Source organism: Thioclava sp. NG1 (assembly GCF_003122275.1).
In the GTDB taxonomy this organism is placed as follows: Bacteria; Pseudomonadota; Alphaproteobacteria; order Rhodobacterales; family Rhodobacteraceae; genus Thioclava; species Thioclava nitratireducens.
Genome location: NZ_QFBB01000002.1, coordinates 216,489 through 234,562, shown reverse-complemented (window position 1 = coordinate 234,562; position 18,074 = coordinate 216,489). Strand labels below are relative to the sequence as shown.

At 64.6% G+C, this 18,074-nt stretch carries 17 protein-coding genes; 10 read left to right on the top strand and 7 right to left on the bottom strand.

What is annotated here, in order from left to right; all coding sequences use genetic code 11:
- The first annotated feature begins 58 nt into the window (after positions 1 to 58).
- From DEM26_RS04180 to DEM26_RS04170, 3 genes are all read left to right on the top strand, one after another.
- Positions 59 to 760, top strand: coding sequence for a pyrimidine 5'-nucleotidase (locus DEM26_RS04180; protein WP_088724652.1), 702 nt, complete (start codon positions 59 to 61; stop codon positions 758 to 760).
- A 113-nt stretch (positions 761 to 873) separates the two neighbouring features.
- Positions 874 to 1,101 (top strand): hypothetical protein, encoded by a 228-nt coding sequence (locus DEM26_RS04175; protein ID WP_075776263.1) that lies wholly within the window; start codon positions 874 to 876, stop codon positions 1,099 to 1,101.
- A 203-nt stretch (positions 1,102 to 1,304) separates the two neighbouring features.
- The gene (locus DEM26_RS04170) at positions 1,305 to 2,516 is read left to right on the top strand and encodes a UbiH/UbiF family hydroxylase (protein ID WP_109171779.1); all 1,212 of its coding nucleotides are present in this window, start codon (positions 1,305 to 1,307) and stop codon (positions 2,514 to 2,516) included.
- Here DEM26_RS04170 and DEM26_RS04165 read toward each other — a convergent pair.
- The 5 genes from DEM26_RS04165 to ppk2 form a co-directional block, all read right to left on the bottom strand.
- Positions 2,513 to 3,871, bottom strand: a complete 1,359-nt coding sequence (locus tag DEM26_RS04165) for an MATE family efflux transporter (RefSeq protein ID WP_109171912.1) — start codon at positions 3,869 to 3,871, stop codon at positions 2,513 to 2,515. The genes DEM26_RS04170 and DEM26_RS04165 overlap by 4 nt on opposite strands.
- Before the next feature lie 100 nt (positions 3,872 to 3,971).
- The gene (locus tag DEM26_RS04160; RefSeq protein WP_109171778.1) at positions 3,972 to 4,568 is read right to left on the bottom strand and encodes a cytochrome b/b6 domain-containing protein; all 597 of its coding nucleotides are present in this window, start codon (positions 4,566 to 4,568) and stop codon (positions 3,972 to 3,974) included.
- 6 nt (positions 4,569 to 4,574) lie between these two features.
- On the bottom strand, positions 4,575 to 5,018 hold the full coding sequence (locus DEM26_RS04155) for a c-type cytochrome (protein ID WP_075776266.1): 444 nt from the start codon (positions 5,016 to 5,018) through the stop codon (positions 4,575 to 4,577).
- 263 nt (positions 5,019 to 5,281) lie between these two features.
- The gene (locus tag DEM26_RS04150; RefSeq protein ID WP_088719121.1) at positions 5,282 to 5,884 is read right to left on the bottom strand and encodes an SAM-dependent methyltransferase; all 603 of its coding nucleotides are present in this window, start codon (positions 5,882 to 5,884) and stop codon (positions 5,282 to 5,284) included.
- 93 nt (positions 5,885 to 5,977) lie between these two features.
- Positions 5,978 to 6,988 carry a polyphosphate kinase 2 gene (gene ppk2 / locus DEM26_RS04145; protein ID WP_233243016.1) on the bottom strand — a complete coding sequence of 337 codons (1,011 nt, stop codon included), beginning with the start codon at positions 6,986 to 6,988 and terminating at the stop codon, positions 5,978 to 5,980.
- A gap of 141 nt (positions 6,989 to 7,129) precedes the next feature.
- Here ppk2 and DEM26_RS04140 point away from each other — a divergent pair, with 141 nt between their 5' ends.
- The 6 genes from DEM26_RS04140 to DEM26_RS04120 all read left to right on the top strand — a co-directional run bounded on the left by DEM26_RS04140 (position 7,130) and on the right by DEM26_RS04120 (position 12,864).
- Positions 7,130 to 7,789 carry a glutathione S-transferase family protein gene (locus DEM26_RS04140; RefSeq protein WP_109171777.1) on the top strand — a complete coding sequence of 220 codons (660 nt, stop codon included), beginning with the start codon at positions 7,130 to 7,132 and terminating at the stop codon, positions 7,787 to 7,789.
- 221 nt (positions 7,790 to 8,010) lie between these two features.
- Complete coding sequence (locus DEM26_RS04135) at positions 8,011 to 8,346, top strand: hypothetical protein (protein WP_143597868.1); 336 nt, start codon at positions 8,011 to 8,013, stop codon at positions 8,344 to 8,346.
- 123 nt (positions 8,347 to 8,469) lie between these two features.
- The gene (parE, locus tag DEM26_RS04130; RefSeq protein ID WP_075776271.1) at positions 8,470 to 10,425 is read left to right on the top strand and encodes a DNA topoisomerase IV subunit B; all 1,956 of its coding nucleotides are present in this window, start codon (positions 8,470 to 8,472) and stop codon (positions 10,423 to 10,425) included.
- Positions 10,422 to 11,189, top strand: coding sequence for a hypothetical protein (locus tag DEM26_RS20180; protein ID WP_146194430.1), 768 nt, complete (start codon positions 10,422 to 10,424; stop codon positions 11,187 to 11,189). Before parE ends, DEM26_RS20180 begins: the two co-directional genes overlap by 4 nt.
- Positions 11,190 to 11,512: 323 nt before the next feature.
- Positions 11,513 to 12,364, top strand: coding sequence for an aldose 1-epimerase family protein (locus DEM26_RS04125; RefSeq protein ID WP_109171776.1), 852 nt, complete (start codon positions 11,513 to 11,515; stop codon positions 12,362 to 12,364).
- A complete protein-coding gene (locus tag DEM26_RS04120) occupies positions 12,361 to 12,864 on the top strand; it encodes a gamma-glutamylcyclotransferase family protein (RefSeq protein ID WP_088721966.1) in 504 nt (167 codons plus the stop codon). The genes DEM26_RS04125 and DEM26_RS04120 overlap by 4 nt, the downstream gene beginning before the upstream one ends.
- Here the strand turns inward: DEM26_RS04120 and pdeM are convergent.
- Together pdeM and DEM26_RS04110 are read right to left on the bottom strand one after the other, a co-directional pair.
- The gene (pdeM, locus tag DEM26_RS04115; RefSeq protein WP_075776276.1) at positions 12,837 to 13,484 is read right to left on the bottom strand and encodes a ligase-associated DNA damage response endonuclease PdeM; all 648 of its coding nucleotides are present in this window, start codon (positions 13,482 to 13,484) and stop codon (positions 12,837 to 12,839) included. The genes DEM26_RS04120 and pdeM overlap by 28 nt on opposite strands.
- Positions 13,481 to 15,883: a ligase-associated DNA damage response DEXH box helicase gene (locus DEM26_RS04110; RefSeq protein WP_109171775.1), complete on the bottom strand. Its 2,403-nt coding sequence runs from the start codon at positions 15,881 to 15,883 to the stop codon at positions 13,481 to 13,483. Before DEM26_RS04110 ends, pdeM begins: the two co-directional genes overlap by 4 nt.
- Before the next feature lie 305 nt (positions 15,884 to 16,188).
- Here DEM26_RS04110 and ilvD point away from each other — a divergent pair, with 305 nt between their 5' ends.
- Positions 16,189 to 18,024 carry a dihydroxy-acid dehydratase gene (gene ilvD, locus DEM26_RS04105; RefSeq protein WP_075776278.1) on the top strand — a complete coding sequence of 612 codons (1,836 nt, stop codon included), beginning with the start codon at positions 16,189 to 16,191 and terminating at the stop codon, positions 18,022 to 18,024.
- The last annotated feature ends 50 nt before the right edge of the window (positions 18,025 to 18,074 follow it).

Genomic DNA, 18,074 nt, shown 5'->3' with positions numbered 1-18,074 from the left:
CGCGCACCCGGTGACAAGCAGATTGCACCCGCGCGCCCCGCAACTTAGCTTGCAGCCCATGACAGACAGCACCGCGCCTGCCCCCGCCTCCGCCTCCCCCGCCGACCGCGACCTCGCTGCCGAGTTCGCGCATGTCGACGCCTGGGTGTTCGATCTCGACAACACGCTCTACCCGCCGGAGGCGCGACTCTTCGACCAGATCGAGGTGAAGATGACCGATTTCGTGATGCGCTCGCTGGGCGTTGATCGGGCGCGGGCCGATCACCTGCGCAACCACTACTGGCAGCTTTACGGCACCACGCTGGCCGGGCTGATGCACGAGCACGACGTCGACCCGGCGCCCTATCTGCACGAAGTCCACGAGATCTCACTCGATCATTTGGTCAAGGATGATGCGCTGCGCGAAGGCATCGACGCGCTCCCGGGCCGCAAGATCGTCTACACGAACGGCTCGGCCCCCTATGCCACACGGGTCATCGAGGCGCGTGGGCTGACCGGGCTTTTCGACGGGGTCTATGGTGTCGAGCACGCGGAGTTTCATCCAAAGCCGCGCGGCGAAGCCTTCGACCGGATATTCGCGCAGGCCGAGATCGAGCCCACGCGCGGCGCTATGTTCGAGGACGACGCCCGCAACCTGCGCCATCCCCACGCGCTCGGCATGAAGACCGTGCATGTCGCCCCCGCCCCTGCGCCAGAGGATCATATCCACTACCACACCGCCGATCTCGCCGGGTTCCTCCGCGAGATCACGCGCGATTGAAGGCAAAGTGACGGCTCTGCGACAATATGGCACGGCTTCGCGTCTTTATCGGTCCGCGATGCATCTTTAAGTGACGGGGGCCTGTCAGGGAGACAGCAAACGGGAGAATCGATATGACCATGACGACTGCCGACTCCGGCGTTTCGGCCTATGCGGCCAATCATTCCGAAACCGAGCACAAGCAGATCACGCCTGCTTTCATGTTCACCCTCGCGCTTGTCGTCGTGGCTCTGGCCGCTGGCATGGTTGTGACCATGGGCCTCGGTGGCCTCATCCTCTGGGCTGTTGGCGCGACCTGGATCATGCTCGCCCTTCTCGTGGTGATGACCGCAGGCGGCTGACGTCGTATTCGAAGAATTCTCGCCCATGGCGAACACGGCCCGGATCCGCGCGATCCGGGCTGTTTCTTTTTGTGCTCCCCCTTCGGGATTTGCGCGGGGCCGTCTCGCGTTCCGCTGTGTCGCCACGTCGTATTCCAACGGCGGATCATTGCACCTGCCCGCGCCGGAGGGCAAAATGGCACGGACATTGACGGAGGCGCCCCATGGCCGAGACCCGCACACCCATCGACACCGATATCCTGATCTCCGGCGGCGGCGTCGCCGGCCTGACCGCAGCCGCGGCCTTCGGGCAGGCGGGCTTCACGACGATCTGCGTCGATCCCACGCCGCCGGTCACCGAAGAAGCAGCCGTGGGCGCGGATATGCGCTCGACCGCGTTCCTGCGTCCTTCGCGGGAGGTGCTGAAAGCGGCGGGAATCTGGGATCGGCTCCTGCCCTATGCCGCGCCGCTGCAGATCATGCGGATCGTGGATGCGGGCGGCGAAAGCCCGACCGCACGGCTGACCCGCGATTTCGACGCGGCCGACTTGTCCGACGAACCCTTCGGCTGGAACTTTCCGAACTGGCTGCTGCGCCGCGAGCTGGTGGCCGCCCTTGCCGATAATCCGCTCGTCGATTTCCGCCCCGGCATCGCGACGACTGGCCTCGTGACCCGCGAAAGCGGCGCCGAGGTGACGCTGTCCGACGGCACCCATGTGCGCGCCCGTCTCGTGATCGGGGCCGATGGCCGCAATTCCTTCGTGCGCGAAGCGGCTGGCCTCGGCATAAAGACGATCCGCTACGGCCAGAAGGCACTGGCCTTCGCTGTCACCCACCCGATCCCGCATGACAACGTCTCTACCGAGATCCACCGCTCGGGTGGGCCGTTCACGCTGGTGCCGCTGCCCGACCGCGATGGCAAGCCGTCTTCCGCGATCGTCTGGATGGAGCGCGCCGCCGAGGCCGAGCGCCTCGCCGCGCTGCCCACGGAAGCGTTCGAAGCGGCGATCATGGAACGCTCGACCGGGCTTCTCGGGCCGCTGAAGCTGGAGACCCGCCGCGCCGTCTGGCCGATGATGACGCAGATCGCGGATCGGTTCTCGGGCCAACGCGTGGCCCTGATCGCCGAGGCCGCCCATGTCATTCCGCCGATCGGCGCGCAGGGGCTGAACATGAGCCTTGCCGATCTGGCCTGCCTTCTGAAGCTGGCCGAGGAAGACCCGGTGCATCTAGGCGAGGCGAAGATGCTCGACGCCTATCACCGTCGCCGCTGGCCGGAGGTGAAGGCGCGCGAGGTGGGGATCGATCTGCTCAACCGTGCCTCGATGGTCGAGGCCCAGCCACTGCGCGATCTTCGCGCGGGCGTCTTGGGCGCGCTCTATTCGCTCGGACCGGTGCGCAAGACGTTGATGAAAGCGGGACTTGGCGTGCGTTAAGCCGCTGCCGGGCGCGGATGCAGCCATGCACCGCGCCAGAACCGGCGCATCATCATCGCCCCCGCCGATGCGAGGCCGAGGACGAGGCCGAACCACAACCCCACCCCGCCAAGATTCAGCGTGAAGGCGAGAAAGTAGCTGGCCGGGATGCCGATCAGCCAATAGCTCGCCACCGCCATCCACATCGGCACGCGCGTATCCTGCACGCCACGCAGCAGTCCCAGAGCCATCACCTGCATCAGGTCGAACAGCTGGAAGATCGCCGCGACCATCAGAAAGCGAACGCCGTAGAGGACGATCTCGGGCGTGGCCGGGTTGTCCGCATCGAGAAACAGGCGCGTGAGCCAAGGCCCCGCGAAGACGAAGACCGCGACCGTCAGCAAACCGAAGCCCAGCGACATCCCCGTCACCGCCAACGCCCCGTCACGCAGCAGGCGCGGATCACGGCGCCCATGCGCCCGACCTGCCCGCACGGTGGCGGCGTTCGACAGACCGACATGCACCATGAAGGTGATCGAGGAGACCTGCAGCGCGATCCCGTGCGCGGCCAGTTCGACCGTGCCGATCCAGCCCATCATCAGCGCCGAGGCCTGAAACATCGAGCCTTCCGCTACGGAGGTCAGCCCCACCGGCAGCCCCATCTTCGCAACGATCCAGAACGCCTCCCAATCGGGCCGCCAGAAGCGCTGGAACAGCCGGATATGAGTCAGTCCGGGCGCACGCGCGGCATAGATCGCCTGCGCGACGAGGTTCAGCACCATCGCGCTCAGCGAGGCGATGGCCGCACCGCGCACGCCCAGTTCAGGCGCGCCCCAATTGCCGAAGATCAGGATCCAGTTGACGCCCGCGTTCAGCAGAACGGCCCCCAGCGTGATCCAGAGCAGCACCGCGGTGCGCTCCTGCGCCGACAGGTAGGACCGGATCACCATCATCGCGAGCCCCGGCGCGAGCGCGAAGCCGAGGATGCGCAGGTAATCCTGTGCGAGCGCCGCGATCTCGGGCTTCTGACCCAGCAGCTCCAGCACCGCGCCGGAATTCCAGAACAGCGGGAGCATCGCGACGCCGAACAGGATCGATAGCCAGATCCCCATTCGGGTGTCGCGCCGCGCCTGCACCTCGTCATCCGCGCCCAGGCTCGCCGAAACGCGCCCCATCACCGCCAGCGCGATCCCGTTGCCCAGCATGAAGATAGAGAAGAAATAGGAGGTGCCCAGCACCAGCGCCGCCAGCGCCTCGACGCCATACCAGCCCACCATCACCGTATCGGTCACGTTGAGCAGCATCTGCGCGAGATTGGAGCCGATCAGCGGCAGGCCCAGAGTGAAGATCGCCCGCACATGGCGGGCGAGAGGCATCGCTTGGCTCTGCGGCTGGGGCGGCGGCGCGCTCTGATGGGGATCGTTGCTCGTCATGAGCGAGCGCTAGCCCCGCCCGCTGCGGCGGTCAAGAGAGCGGTTACTCCCCCACCTCTTTCTTGCCGGTAATCATCGGCTTGACGAGATTCACGCCCTTCCACGCCCGATAATAGACGATGGCCGCGATATGGATGCCGACCACGATCAGCAGCAAGGTCGAGACAAGCTCGTGGATCTTGGGCGCCCAGCTCGTGCTGATGCTCTCGGGCACGGAGCCCGCAAGCGGACCGACGTTGATATAGTCCTGCGGATCGGATGTCAGCCCGGTCACGACCTGCACGATCAGAAGCCCCAGCATCACGACGACAGACCAGCCGCCAAGCGGATTATGCCCGACATGGTCGGAGCTTTCCTTGGATGGCAGGTGGCGAAGATAATCCGCCACCTCCTTGGGCCCATAGAGGAAGTGCGAGAACCGCGCCGTGGGCGGCCCCACGAACCCCCAGATCAGACGCACCGCCAACAGTCCCGCGATGACGTAGCCCGCATAGAAATGCCATGTCATCTGGTTCGGCCCCCACTCCCCCAGGCCCCAGGCAACGGCAAAAGCCAGTACCAGAAGCCAGTGGAACAGGCGCACGACGGGATCCCAGACCGTGACGGTCTTCTTCGCGGGGGCGGCGGCAGTGTCTTTCATCAAGTGTTACTTCGCGCGGAACTCGTCATGGCAGCTCTTGCAGGCGCCGCCGAGTTTCCCGACGGCCGGCTGAAGCGTGTCGAGGCTGCCCGCTGCGGCAGGCATCTCCGCCGCGGCCTGATGCAAACCGTCGAGCTTCTGTCCGAAGAGATCCATGTTCGACCAGATTTCCGACTTCGCGTGGGTCTCCATCATGTCGTCGACCGAGGTGCCCTCGACGAAGAGCGGACGGATATCGACCTTGGCGAGCGCCGCGATGTTGTCAGCGGCGGTCTGTGCCTTGGCCGCGTCGAACTCGGTCTTGCCCTGCGCCATTGGCGCGAGCACGGCCATCTGGGCGCCGAGCAGATCGAAATAGCCCTGGCGCGCGTCCACCGCATCCTTGGGCGATTGCGCGAAAGAGGCGGTAGCGGCGAGGGTCAAGGTCAGGGCGAGGAGAGGCTTGCGCATGAGGAACTCCAGTCTGCGATGGCGAAAACGTATCGAATTGATGTTACACGCAATCGTGTCATTCCGAAGACACTCCTTTGTGCGCAAACACACATCTCCCCTCGCGGAGCGATAGGCACGCGCGGGCGCTTCGGCGAGTTCCGGCCGACCGCCGAGGGAGGATGCAAAAACGCCTGAATACCGTGCAGAAAGCGCGACGGAACATCGAGCGCTATGCGTAGAAGCCGCGCGAAGTCGCGAATTTCCTGCCGAAAGCTGCAGAATCACCGTGCGGGTTTGCGGGCGACGAAATCGATCAGCGCCGCGCGCCCCGAATGGCCCGCGCCCTCGTCTAGATCGGCATCGTAATCGGCCTGATGCAACACCTCCCAGCGCGGGAAGGCGTCACGCAGGAGATCGAGATCGTAAAGCTGTTCCACGATCCCCGGGCCGCCCGTGCCGTAGCGCGGCTGGCGGCGCGCGAAGCCGTGGATCAAAGCGAGACCGCCGGGTTTGAGTGCGGTCGCAATGCCGTCGAAAATCTCTGCCCGAAAGGCGGGGTCGGCGAACTGGATGAAGCAGGCGAGCACGGCGTCGTATTCCCCCCGCGGCCAGTCGTAGCCGCGCAGATCGGCGTCGATCGTCTGCATAGACACGCCCCGCTCCTGCGCCAGTTCGGCAGCCTTTCGGCGCGCGTTTTCCGAGGGTTCTAGGGCGGTCACCTGCAGCCCGAGGCTCGCGAGATAGGTGCCGTTGCGACCTTCGCCATCGGCGATACTCAGAAGCCGCGCCCCAGGCGCGAGACGCCACGCCTGACGCGCCACGAAATCCGCCGGGGTCGTGCCATAGAGATACTCGTCTCCGGCGAATCTTTCGTTCCAGCCCATGCGCTCCTCCGGTTCCTCTCTTTGACATGGATTGCGACACGCCAAGGGACAAGGCGAAAGGGGCCCGGGAGTTCCCGCTCGGCGATCACATGCTCAGGATTTGGTCACGCGACGCTGATCGGGATGAAGAGATGCACCAAGTATATGCTGCGAGGAATGCACGACATGGCTCGCATGGCCGACGATCAGCGGATCGGGCGGTGTCGCAATCGAGGGATCCTTGTCGGGATAGTCCAGCGTCGAGAGGAAATGCTTCATGCAGTTCAGCCGCGCGCGCTTCTTGTCGTTCGATTTCACAATTGTCCAAGGGGCATCGGCGGTATCTGTATAGAAGAACATCGCCTCCTTCGCCTCGGTGTAATCGTCCCAGCGAGCGAGGCTTGCCAGATCGATCGGCGACAGCTTCCAGCGCTTGAGCGGATCGGTTTCACGTGCCGTGAACCGGCGGCGTTGCTCCTCGCGGGTGACCGAGAACCAATATTTGTAGAGCCGGATGCCCGAGCGCACGAACATCCGCTCCAACTCCGGGGTTTGGCGCATGAATTCGAGGTAGTCGTTGGGTTTGCAGAAGCCCATCACGCGTTCGACGCCCGCGCGGTTATACCAGCTGCGATCGTAGAAGGTCATCTCCCCCGCGGTCGGCAGATGCTCGACATAGCGCTGGAAATACCATTGACCCTGCTCCTCCTCGGAGGGCTTGTTGAGCGCCACGACCCGGGCGAAGCGCGGATTGAGATGCTCGGTGAAGCGCTTGATCGTGCCGCCCTTGCCCGCCGCGTCGCGGCCCTCGAAGAGGATCACGAATTTCTCGCCGGTCTCCTGCGCCCATTTCTGGACCTTGAGCAACTCGGCCTGAAGCTGCGCTTTCTCCGTCTCGTAAGCGGGGCGCGCCATTTTGCGACGATAGGGATATTTGCCCGTCTCGAAGGCCAGCCGCACCGCGTTGGGATCGACGCGCGGGAATTGCTTCGGGCCCGCCTCCTTCAGCAGGGCCTCGACGCCTGCGGCCGATCCCTCCGCCGGTCGGGAAGGCGCGTCGACCGCCATCTCGGCGGCCGCGGCTTTTGCAGTCGTATCCCGTTCGGTCGTGGCCTGATCCTTCATGCCTATCCCTCCGTTGGCTGAACCTTGCGAAGCGTCGCGCAATCCCGCGTGATGTGCCTTGATACGTGTCAAAAACCCGTGTCTGCTGGCCTTCCGGCGGATAAAAACGCCCCCAAAATCGCTCGAAACGAGGGAACGGACATGATCACGATCTACGGCAACTATCATTCGCGGGCGAGCCGGGCGCTCTGGCTGCTCGAGGAGTTGGGCCTGCCGTTCCGTCTGCGCCGAGTCGTGCAGGCGAACCGGTTCAAGGATCCGCTCGCGCCGGAGGTGCCGCTCAACACCCGCTCGCCCGAGTTCCGCAAGCTCTCGCCGATGGGCGCGATCCCGGTGCTGGAGGAAGACGGGTTGATCCTAACGGAGTCGCTTGCGATCAACCTGCATCTCGCTCGCAAGGCGGGCGGGCCCCTTGCCCCCGCGCATGAGCGCGAGCTGTCGCTGATGGAGCAATGGGCGCTCTTCGCCGCGACCTGGATCGAGACCGACGCGCTCGCGCTCAGCTTCGTCTATCGCCGCAAGGAACAGGACACGCCCGAGGGCAAGGCCGAGATCGCATCCCTCTGCTCGAAGCTCGCTCGCCCGCTGACGACGCTCGAGACCCATCTGGAGACGCATAGCCATATCGTGGGTGGCCGGTTTACCGTGACCGATCTCAATCTGGCGGAGGTTCTGCGCTACGGGCAGGACCACCACGAGTTCCTCGCCCCCTATCCGCGACTGCAAAGCTGGATCAAGCTTTGCCAGAGCCGCAAGGCCTTCCGGGCAATGTGGGACAAGCGCGAGGCCGAGGCGATTTGATTCGGCGGGTTCGGCGTAACGTCTAGACCGAAAGGTATACGCGCAGGGATGCACGTCCGCGTCTTTGCTCAAACCATGGGCAGGCGCTTAGCCACCACTTCGCCTTTCGGTCAGGTCCGCCTTACCAAGCGGTCAGGATTTCCGCAGCAGGGCAAATTCAGGTTTGGCCAAGATCTTTCCCTTACGTCATCTTAACGGGGTGAAGAGGGTTAGAGGACACCATGCCTGCCTTGCTTGGATACAGCTTGTGTTTGAGTGCGACGCTGGTCGTGATCGCGGGCGATTTCATTCTGAAATCCGCGGTTGAAAGGGGGCACGCGCTGCATTCGCCGTCTGTCTTGCTCGGTGGCGCGCTTTATGCCGCCTCGGCAGCAGGTTGGTTTCTGGCCTTGCGGCAGGTGTCGCTGGCGCAAACCGGCGTGGCCCCGACACTTTTCACGTTGATGGCTCTGGTGACGATGGGGGTCGTACTGTTCGGCGGAAAACTCGCCCTGCGGGAAGTCCTCGGTATCGCAATGGCGGTGGGGTCGATGCTGCTCATGGCGCGCGTCGCTTGAGAGTCGGTCGTTTCCGGGGGTTGTGGGGCTTTCGGAACGCATCGGGGCGGAGGGGTCTTCTTGCTCCTCCGCCCCAACCTGCGGTATCTCTTGTTTAGAAAACTACAAGAGAAAGCGAGCAGCATGGCCGACGATCTTCTGACGCCCCAGACCGATTCCTATGACGCCTCCTCGATCGAGGTGCTCGAAGGTCTCGAACCCGTGCGAAAACGCCCCGGCATGTATATCGGCGGCACGGACGAACGCGCGCTTCATCACATGGTGGCCGAGGTGCTCGACAACTCGATGGACGAAGCGGTGGCCGGTCACGCCAGCCGCATCGAGGTCGAGCTGCTGGCCGATCACTCGATCGTCGTGCGCGACAACGGGCGCGGCATCCCGATTGACCCGCACCCGAAATTCCCGGGCAAATCCGCGCTGGAAGTCATCCTCTGCACGCTGCACGCAGGCGGCAAGTTCTCGGGCGATGCCTACGAGACCTCGGGCGGTCTGCACGGGGTGGGCGCTTCGGTGGTGAACGCGCTGTCGGATTCGATGGTCGTTCAGGTAGCCAAGAACAAGGAGCTATATGAACAGCGCTTCTCGCGCGGCATCCCGGAAGGTCCGGTCGAAAAGATCGGCGCGGCGCCGAACCGGCGCGGCACCACGGTCACTTTCCATGCCGACGAGCAGATCTTCGGCCATCACCGTTTCAAACCCGCACGTCTGCTGAAGATGGTGCGTTCGAAGGCGTATCTCTTCTCGGGCGTGGAGATTCGCTGGAAATCCGAGATCGACGACGGCGAGACGCCGACCGAGGCCACCTTCCACTTCCCCGGCGGCCTCGCCGATTACCTGACCGAGACGCTGAGCGGCGCCAGCACCTATGCCGACCGCCCCTTCTCGGGCAAGGTCGAGTTCCGCGAGAAGTTCAACGTGCCGGGTTCGGTCGAATGGGCGATCAACTGGACGCCCTCGCGCGACGGTTTCATCCAGTCCTACTGTAACACCGTGCCCACCCCCGAGGGCGGCACCCATGAGGCGGGCTTCTGGTCCGCCATCCTCAAGGGCATCCGCGCCTATGGCGAGCTGGTGAACAACAAGAAGGCCGCGCAGATCACCCGCGACGACCTGATCACCGGCGGCTGCGCGCTGGTCTCGTGCTTCATCCGCGAGCCGGAATTCGTGGGCCAGACCAAGGACCGTCTGGCCACCGTCGAGGCGCAGCGTCTGGTCGAGGGCGCGGTGCGCGACCACTTCGACAACTGGCTGGCCTCGGACACGAAATCCGCAGGCGCGATCCTCGATTTCCTCGTGCTGCGCGCCGAAGAACGCCTCAAGCGCCGGCAGGAGAAAGAGACCCAGCGCAAATCGGCCACCAAACGGCTGCGCCTCCCCGGCAAGCTGGTCGACTGTTCGGCCACGAACCGTTCGGGCACCGAGCTGTTCATCGTCGAGGGCGACTCGGCAGGCGGTTCGGCCAAGATGGCGCGCGACCGTAAGAACCAGGCGCTGCTGCCGCTGCGCGGCAAGATTCTCAACGTGCTGGGCGCGGCAAGCTCAAAGCTCGGCTCGAACCAGGAGATCAACGACCTGACGCAGGCGCTCGGCGTCGGCCTCGGCACCAAGTTCAACGTCGACGACCTGCGCTATGACAAGATCATCATCATGACCGACGCGGACGTGGACGGCGCGCATATCGCCTCGCTGCTGATGACCTTCTTCTTCACCCAGATGCGCCCGATGATCGACCAGGGGCACCTCTATCTCGCCTGCCCGCCGCTCTACCGCCTGACCCAGGGCGCCAAACGCATCTATGTGGCCGACGACGCCGAGAAGGAGGCGATGCTGGAGAAAGGTCTGGGCGGCAAGGGCAAGATCGACGTGCAGCGTTTCAAGGGTCTGGGCGAGATGGACGCGAAGGACCTGAAAGAGACCACGATGAACCCCGAGACGCGCAAGCTGATCCGGGTCACTATCCACGACGACGAACCGAACGAGACCGGCGATCTGGTCGAGCGTCTTATGGGCAAGAAGCCCGAACTGCGGTTCCAGTATATTCAGGAGAACGCGCAGTTCGTGGAGGAGTTGGATGTTTGAGCTTCGATTTAGATACGATACTTGGAAGCAAAGTTAACACGGCGATCGACGTCAATCGGCTTCTTGTCCCAGCGAACTCTCTCGGCGAGTATCTGCGCCGTTTCGCCGAACCAGCACTATTTCACTCAGATGGTTTCGAACCCTATGATCTCAGCAAATCCGGTTCTCTAACAAGAATATGCATTGAGGATCGCCACTTCGCCCTGACAACCGATCACCAGCTTCGAATACAAAAATACGACCTCGAACAACTCTGCATCCACAATAGTGAGGCGAGGAAAATCGTCACATCGCATGCAGCGGTATTTCAGAATTATAGAGATCAGGGCACAAATCTTGATGCAGTACTTTTCGAATTCACCGAAGCTGTGATGGCCAATAGCCTTTCAACTCACTCATGGTACCGACTGAGTAGGAGGGCATTTTTGGAAGAGTTGCCTGAACCTGAGATTCTTTTCGCAATTGGCTTCCCAAAGGACACTAATCGAATCGACTTTGACGTTATGGGCTATGAAGCCGCTCCCTTCGGTGTCGCTGGGAAGCTAACTCAACCATTCCTACCCAATAGGCTTGCTTTCCGCCCAGCGCCAACCCTGACAATTGATCCAGCAGGGATGAGCGGGGGGCCGGTCTTCGGCGTCTATTTTAACGGGCTGAGACCGACAGTTTTTCTCGCAGGCATCGTTACCAACGCTTCTAGCCGTGTTTTCCACTTCTTGAGCCGGGGAGACATTCATAGATTGATTGTGAAAGCATTAGGTTGACCGAAACGCCCGGGCGACCAGCCCGGGCAGCGCCCGTCCCTCCCCCCCCCCGGGAGGGCGCATTGGCGACGCAGCCCACAGCCGCCCCGTCCTCCGGGCTTGCAAGATAAACCGCTCGAAGCAAACGACAGCGAAGCACCCCCTGCACCGCGACGAGCGGCGCGTTCGCCGCTTAAGGCTTCCACTGGAAGCCTTCCGAGACGCGGCTCACCCCAAGGTCGGGCGCTGGCCCCCTCACTCGGCACGAAACGGACGCGGGCTTGGATCATCTCCGGCGGCGCGATACCAAGGCGCGACACGTCACAACCTCCGGATCCCGACACATGCCCCAGATTTCGTCCCAAAGCCTCAGCGTCACCATCGCCGATCTGGGCGCCGAGATGCAGGGGCTGAGCTATCAGGGGCAGGAGCTGCTCTGGGAGGGCGACCCGGCCTGGTGGAGCGGGCAGGCCCCGATCCTTTTCCCCATCGTCGGCCTTCCCGCGCCCGACGGGGTGACGATCGATGGAACGCCCCACGCGATCTCCAAGCACGGCTTCGCCCGCGACCTGCCCTTTCGCGTGACCGAGCTGACGCAATCCCGCTGCTGCCACCTGCTCGAACCCTCGCATGACACGGCGGCCTATCCGTTCGATTTCCGTCTTGAGATCGTCCACGAAGTCGTGGGGTCGGAACTGCGCGTCACCGCTACTGTGAGCAATGCGGGCGAGCGAGAGATGCCGTTTTCCTTCGGCTTTCACCCCGCGTTTCGTTGGCCGCTGCCCGGTGCGACCGGCCCGCATCGGATCGAGCTGAGCAACGGCGCGGAGCCTGCGCTCGCTCGGCTCGTGGATGGTATGCTGAGGCGCGCGCGGATGCCTTCGCCCTTCACGACGGGCGCGCTGACCCTCGATCCGGCACAGTTTGAAGACGACGCGATGATCTTCCCTGAAGGCGCGGGCGACGGGCTGCGCTATTGCGGAGAGGGCGGGCCGGTGCTCGATTTCCGCTTTTCCAACCTGCCCAATCTCGCGCTGTGGCAGAAACCCGGTGCGCCCTATATCTGCATTGAGCCGTGGCACGGGCTGCCTGCTTCGGAAGGCGCCGGGCCGGAACTGGCCGCGCGACCCGACAGCATGATCTTGCCCCCCGGCGGGCAGGAGACATTTGCGATGAACCTGAGGGTAAGCGGATGATCCCCTACCTCGCCTATGGCTCCAACCTGCTGACCTCCCGGCTTGCCGCGCGCTGCCCTTCGGCGCGCGTCATCGGCCATGCGGAGATCCCCGGACATTCGCTCGATTTCTCGAAACGCGGGCGCGACGGGAGCGCGAAGGCCACGATCACGCAGGGCGACGCGAGCACCCGAGGCGTGTTGTTTGAGATCGCGGAGAGTGACATTCCAGCGCTCGATGCCGCCGAGGGGGCCGGGCTGCATTACGAGAAAATCGCGCTAGTACTCGAGGACGGCGCACGTGCCTTCACCTATCGCGCCTTGCAGCGCCGGGACGGGATCGCGCCGTTCGAATGGTATCTCGCCCTGATCCGCGCAGGGCGGCGCGAGCATGGTCTGGGTCTGGACGACCTCGCGCCGGTCGTGCCGATCCCCGACCCGGAGCCCGATCGCCCCGGCTTCATCGCGGCGCGCGAGGCGCTGGAACGGGCGGGCTATCGCGACTGGCGCAGCGCGCTCTGACCGATCGGGCGCATAGGCATCCCCGGCCCCGTCAGCACCGCTACCCCCGGCCCGACCAGCGACGACAGCTCCGGCCCGTCGCAATCCAACCCGCCGGTATAGGTGCCGAACGCGGGTAGGATCAGGTGATCGCGACCGATGAGAAACGCCCGATAGGCGCGCCGGGCGATCTTGGCTTTGGGATGGTAATGGCCGGAGAGGTCCGGCCCGACACCGGCGATATGGCGCAGCGTGAGCGGGCCGATCTGCGTCTCCTCGACGGTCCGGCCCAGTCCGATCGGATCGTGGTTTCCCGCGATCCATAGCAGCTTGGTCAGGGCCGCGAGCCGGGTTAGACGCCCGGCGATCTCCGGGGCGATTTCGCTCGCGGCCGCGTCGTCATCGAAGGCGTCACCAAGGCTGATCAGCCGCGAAGGCCGCAGGCGCAGCACCTCGGCCTCGAGCCGGATTACCGTGTCGAGGCTCTCGAAGGGCGGCAGCAGCGCACCGCCGCGCCGCGCCATCCGCTCGGACTTGCCCAAGTGAAGATCGGCCACGATCAGCGCGTCCTCCTCGCGCCAATAGAGCGCGCCCGACGGTTGCGCCTCGAACCGCTGCCCCGCGAAGGTGATCTCTCTCATTCCAGCCCCGCCTCGCGCATCATCGCCTGCGCCTCTTCTTCCATTAGTCGTGCCTCGCCCGTGCCGCCGCGAATGCCGACCTGCCCATGTTCGAGCAACAGCGGCGCGGCCAGCGGCGTCACATGCGGGGCGCGGATATGCACGATTCTCTGCCCTTGGGCCAGCATCTCCTCGATCCGCTCGAAATCGACAAGACCGCGGCTAGCCTCTTCGCGAGTGATGCGCAGAAGGAGGTGATCGGGATCGTAGCGGCGCAACGTGTCATAGAGGATGTCCGAGGAAAACGTCGCCTGTTTGCCCGATTTGCGCTGCCCCGGCAGATTGCGCTGAATGAGCCCTGCAATCGTCGCGATCGACCGAAACGCGCGCTTCATCACCGCGTTGCTCTCCAGCCAGTCGCGCAGGCCTTCCCGCAGACCTTCTGCCGACAGCAGCGGGGCGGGATCCTCGACCGGGTCGATGGACCAGATCAGCAGCGCGTAATCGGTGGCAACGAAGCCGAGCGGCCCGAGCCCCGCCTGCTCCATCCGGTGCGTCAGCAGCAGTGCGAGCGTCTGATGCGCGTTGCGCCCCGCGAAGCCATAAAGACAAAAGAACGCCCGCCCGCCGCGCAGGAAGGTCTCGCAGGTCAGTGTGCCGGGTGCTGGCAGGGTCGAGATATCGCGCTGCAGTGCCAGCCAATCGCGGGTGTGGGGCGGCAACTGGTCCCAGTCTTCCGGCGAGGCGATCAGCCGTTGCACCCGTTGCGACAACTCCAGCGAGGTCGCCATCTTCAGCCCCGAGAAGACGGCGATCTTCGGCTCGCGCGTGGCGGCATTCGTCACCTCGACGACCATCTCGCGCAGGCTCTCGTAGCGCACCACCTGTCCGCCGATCAGGAACGTGTCGCCGGGGGTCAGAGACGAGGCAAAGCCGTCCTCGACCTCGCCCAGAGGCGTGCCGCCGCGCCGGGATTTGCGGCGGACTTTCAGCTTCTCGGTCTCGGTGATCGTGCCGATATTCATCCGCAGATCGCGGGTCGCGCGGGGGTCGCGGAGCTGCCATTTACCATCACGCTGCAGCAGGCGCTGCCAGCGGTCATAGGCCCGCAGCGCGTAGCCGCCCGTCGCGCAGAACTCGAGACAGGCATCGAAATCGGCCCGCGGCAGCGTGGCGTAGGGCCCCGCCCCCAGCACCTCGGCATAAAGCGCATCCGCCTCGAACGGCCCGGCGCAGGCGGTCAGCAGGATATGCTGGCATAGCACGTCGAGCGGGCCGCGCCAACGTCGTCCGCCGCCGTCGAGATCGTTCTCGCGCACGGCCTCCAAAGCGGCGGCGCATTCGACAATCTCGAAGCGGTTCGCGGGCACTATCCGGGCGCGCGAAGGCTCGTCATATCGGTGATTGGCGCGCCCGATCCGCTGCACGAGGCGTTTGACGTTCTTCGGTGCGCCGACCTGCAGGACCAGATCGACATCGCCCCAGTCGAGCCCCAGATCGAGCGAGCCGGTACAGACCACGGCGCGCAGAGCGCCATTCGCCATCGCCTCCTCGACCTTGTGCCGCGCTTCCCGCGAAAGCGAGCCGTGATGCAGCCCGATCGGCAGGGCGTTGTCATTCACCTCCCAGAGCGCCTGAAAGAACAGCTCCGCCTGTGCGCGCGTGTTAAGAAAAACGAGGCTGAGGCGTGCGTCCTCGATCGCCGCCATCACGTCGCGCGCGGCGTGCCGTCCGCCGCCGCCGGCCCAAGGCGCGGGGAGCTCGGTCGGCAACATCTCGATATCAGGCGGCGGGCCCGGGTCGGCCATGATCACCCGCGCGCCGCCCATGAAATCTGCGAGCGCCTGCGGGGCCTCGACCGTCGCCGACAGCCCGGTGACTGTCAGGCCCGGCGACAGGCTGCGCAACCGCGCGACGCCCAGCATCAACTGGTCGCCCCGCTTGCTTTCGGCCAGCGCATGGATCTCGTCGAGCACCACCCGTTTCACCCCCGCGAAAATCTTCGGCGCCTCGGGGTATGACAGCATCAGCGCGAGGCTCTCCGGCGTCGTCAGCAGGATCTGCGGTGGATCGACCCGCTGACGACGGCGCTGCGTGGCCGAGGTGTCGCCGGTGCGATCCTCGATCCGCAGGTCCAGCCCGATCTCGTCCACCGGCGCGCGCAGGTTGCGGGCGATATCCTTCGAGAGCGCCTTCAGGGGCGAGACATAGAGCGTGTGCAGGCCGTCATAGTTCTCCGCAAGATCGACGAGCGACGGCAGGAAACCGGCCAGCGTTTTGCCGCCCCCGGTCGGCGCGATCAGGAGCGTATCTTCGCGCGACGCCAGCACCTCCAATTGGTGTCTATGCGGCTCCCAGCCGCGGCTGGCGAACCAGTCGGAGAAGCGTTGCGGCAGGAGGGGCGTGGCGGTGTCGGGCATCGGATGAAAGGTAGGTGAAGGCGGCGGATGCGCAAGCTTTGCCGCGTGTCTTCCGGGGGCGTCGCGCGCGCGCCGCGCAAGACCATCGTCTCCCGTATGAGGCGCCCTGCGTCGCGCCACGCGGCGCGCTCGCCGCTCAGGCTTCCACTGGAAGCCTTCCGAGACGCGCTTTCCCCAACATCTCGCACCATCGCACAGTCCACCCGCGCCATCTCGCCACTGTTCATCGGGCGATCCATGTTATATTCAGGCCCGCGACAGGAAATTGCCCGAGTCCCCTCGGGCGCGACAGAAACGGAAATCTTATGGCCTTTTATCGTTCCCGTAGATCCACCCATGGCCGCAACATGGCAGGTGCGCGCGGTCTGTGGCGCGCCACCGGCATGAAGGATGACGACTTCGGCAAGCCGATCATCGCGGTCGTGAACTCCTTCACCCAATTCGTGCCCGGTCACGTCCACCTCAAGGACCTCGGCCAGATGGTCGCGCGCGAGATCGAAAGCGCGGGCGGTGTCGCGAAGGAATTCAACACCATCGCCGTCGACGACGGGATCGCGATGGGCCATGACGGGATGCTCTACTCCCTGCCCTCGCGCGAAGTGATCGCCGACAGCGTCGAGTACATGGTCAACGCCCATTGCGCCGATGCGATGGTCTGCATCTCGAACTGCGACAAGATCACCCCCGGCATGATGATGGCCGCGATGCGCCTGAACATCCCGGTGATCTTCGTCTCCGGCGGCCCGATGGAGGCCGGCAAGGAAGGCGCGGAAATCATCGGTCACGACCTTGATCTGGTCGATGCGATGGTCGCGGCGGCCGACGAGAAATACTCCGACGAGGACGTGCTCGCGATCGAGAAGGCCGCCTGCCCGACTTGCGGGTCGTGCTCTGGCATGTTCACCGCGAACTCGATGAACTGTCTCGCCGAGGCGCTGGGTCTGGCCCTGCCCGGCAACGGCTCGATGCTCGCCACCCATGCCGACCGCAAGGAACTGTTCCTCGAGGCGGGCCGCAAGATCGTCGAGATCACGCGCCGCCATTACGAGCTGGAAGACAAGGGCCTGCTGCCGCGAGAGATCGCGACCTTCGAGGCCTTCGAGAACGCGATGAGCCTCGATATCGCGATGGGCGGGTCCACGAATACCGTGCTGCACCTGTTGGCGATCGCGCATGAGGGCAAGGTCGAGTTCACGATGGAAGACATCGACCGGCTGAGCCGCAAGGTTCCGGTGTTCTGCAAGGTCGCGCCGGCGAAGCAGGACGTCCATATGGAAGACGTCCACCGCGCGGGCGGCATCATGGGCATCCTCGGCGAGATGAACCGCGCCGGCCTGATCCACGAACACGTGCGCACCGTGCACTCGGAAACGATGGGCGAAGCGCTCGCGAAGTGGGACGTGATGGTGGCGAATGACGACGCCATCCACCAGTTCTATCGCGCGGCTCCGGGCGGCGTGCGCACCACGCAGGCGTTTTCGACAGAGAACCGCTACAAGGAGCTCGACCGCGACCGTAAGGGCGGCGTGATCCGCACCGCGGAACATGCCTTCTCGCAGGATGGCGGTTTGGCGGTGCTCTACGGCAACATCGCCGAGCAGGGCTGCATCGTGAAAACAGCGGGCGTGGACGACTCGATCCTGAAATTCTCGGGCCCCGCGAAGGTATTCGAGAGCCAGGACGACGCGGTGTCGGGCATCCTCACCGGCAAGGTCGTCGAGGGCGAAGTGGTCATCATCCGCTACGAAGGTCCGCGCGGCGGACCGGGGATGCAGGAGATGCTCTACCCGACCTCCTATCTGAAATCGAAAGGCCTCGGCGCCAAATGCGCACTGTTGACCGACGGGCGGTTCTCGGGCGGCACGTCGGGCCTCTCAATCGGCCATGTGAGCCCGGAAGCGGAAGAAGGCGGCACGATCGGCCTCGTCGAGACCGGCGACATCATCGAGATCGACATCCCGAACCGCACGATCAACCTCGCCGTGGCCGACAATGTTCTGGCCGCACGCCGCGAGGCGAAAGGGCCGCTGCCGTGGAAACCGGCAGAGCCGCGCAAGCGGGCCGTTTCGACCGCACTCAAGGCCTATGCTCTGCTGGCCAGCTCGGCGGCGAAGGGCGGCGTGCGCATCCTGCCCGATTGATCGGCTGACATCGCGATTTGAAACGGCCGTCCCTCGGGGCGGCCGTTTTC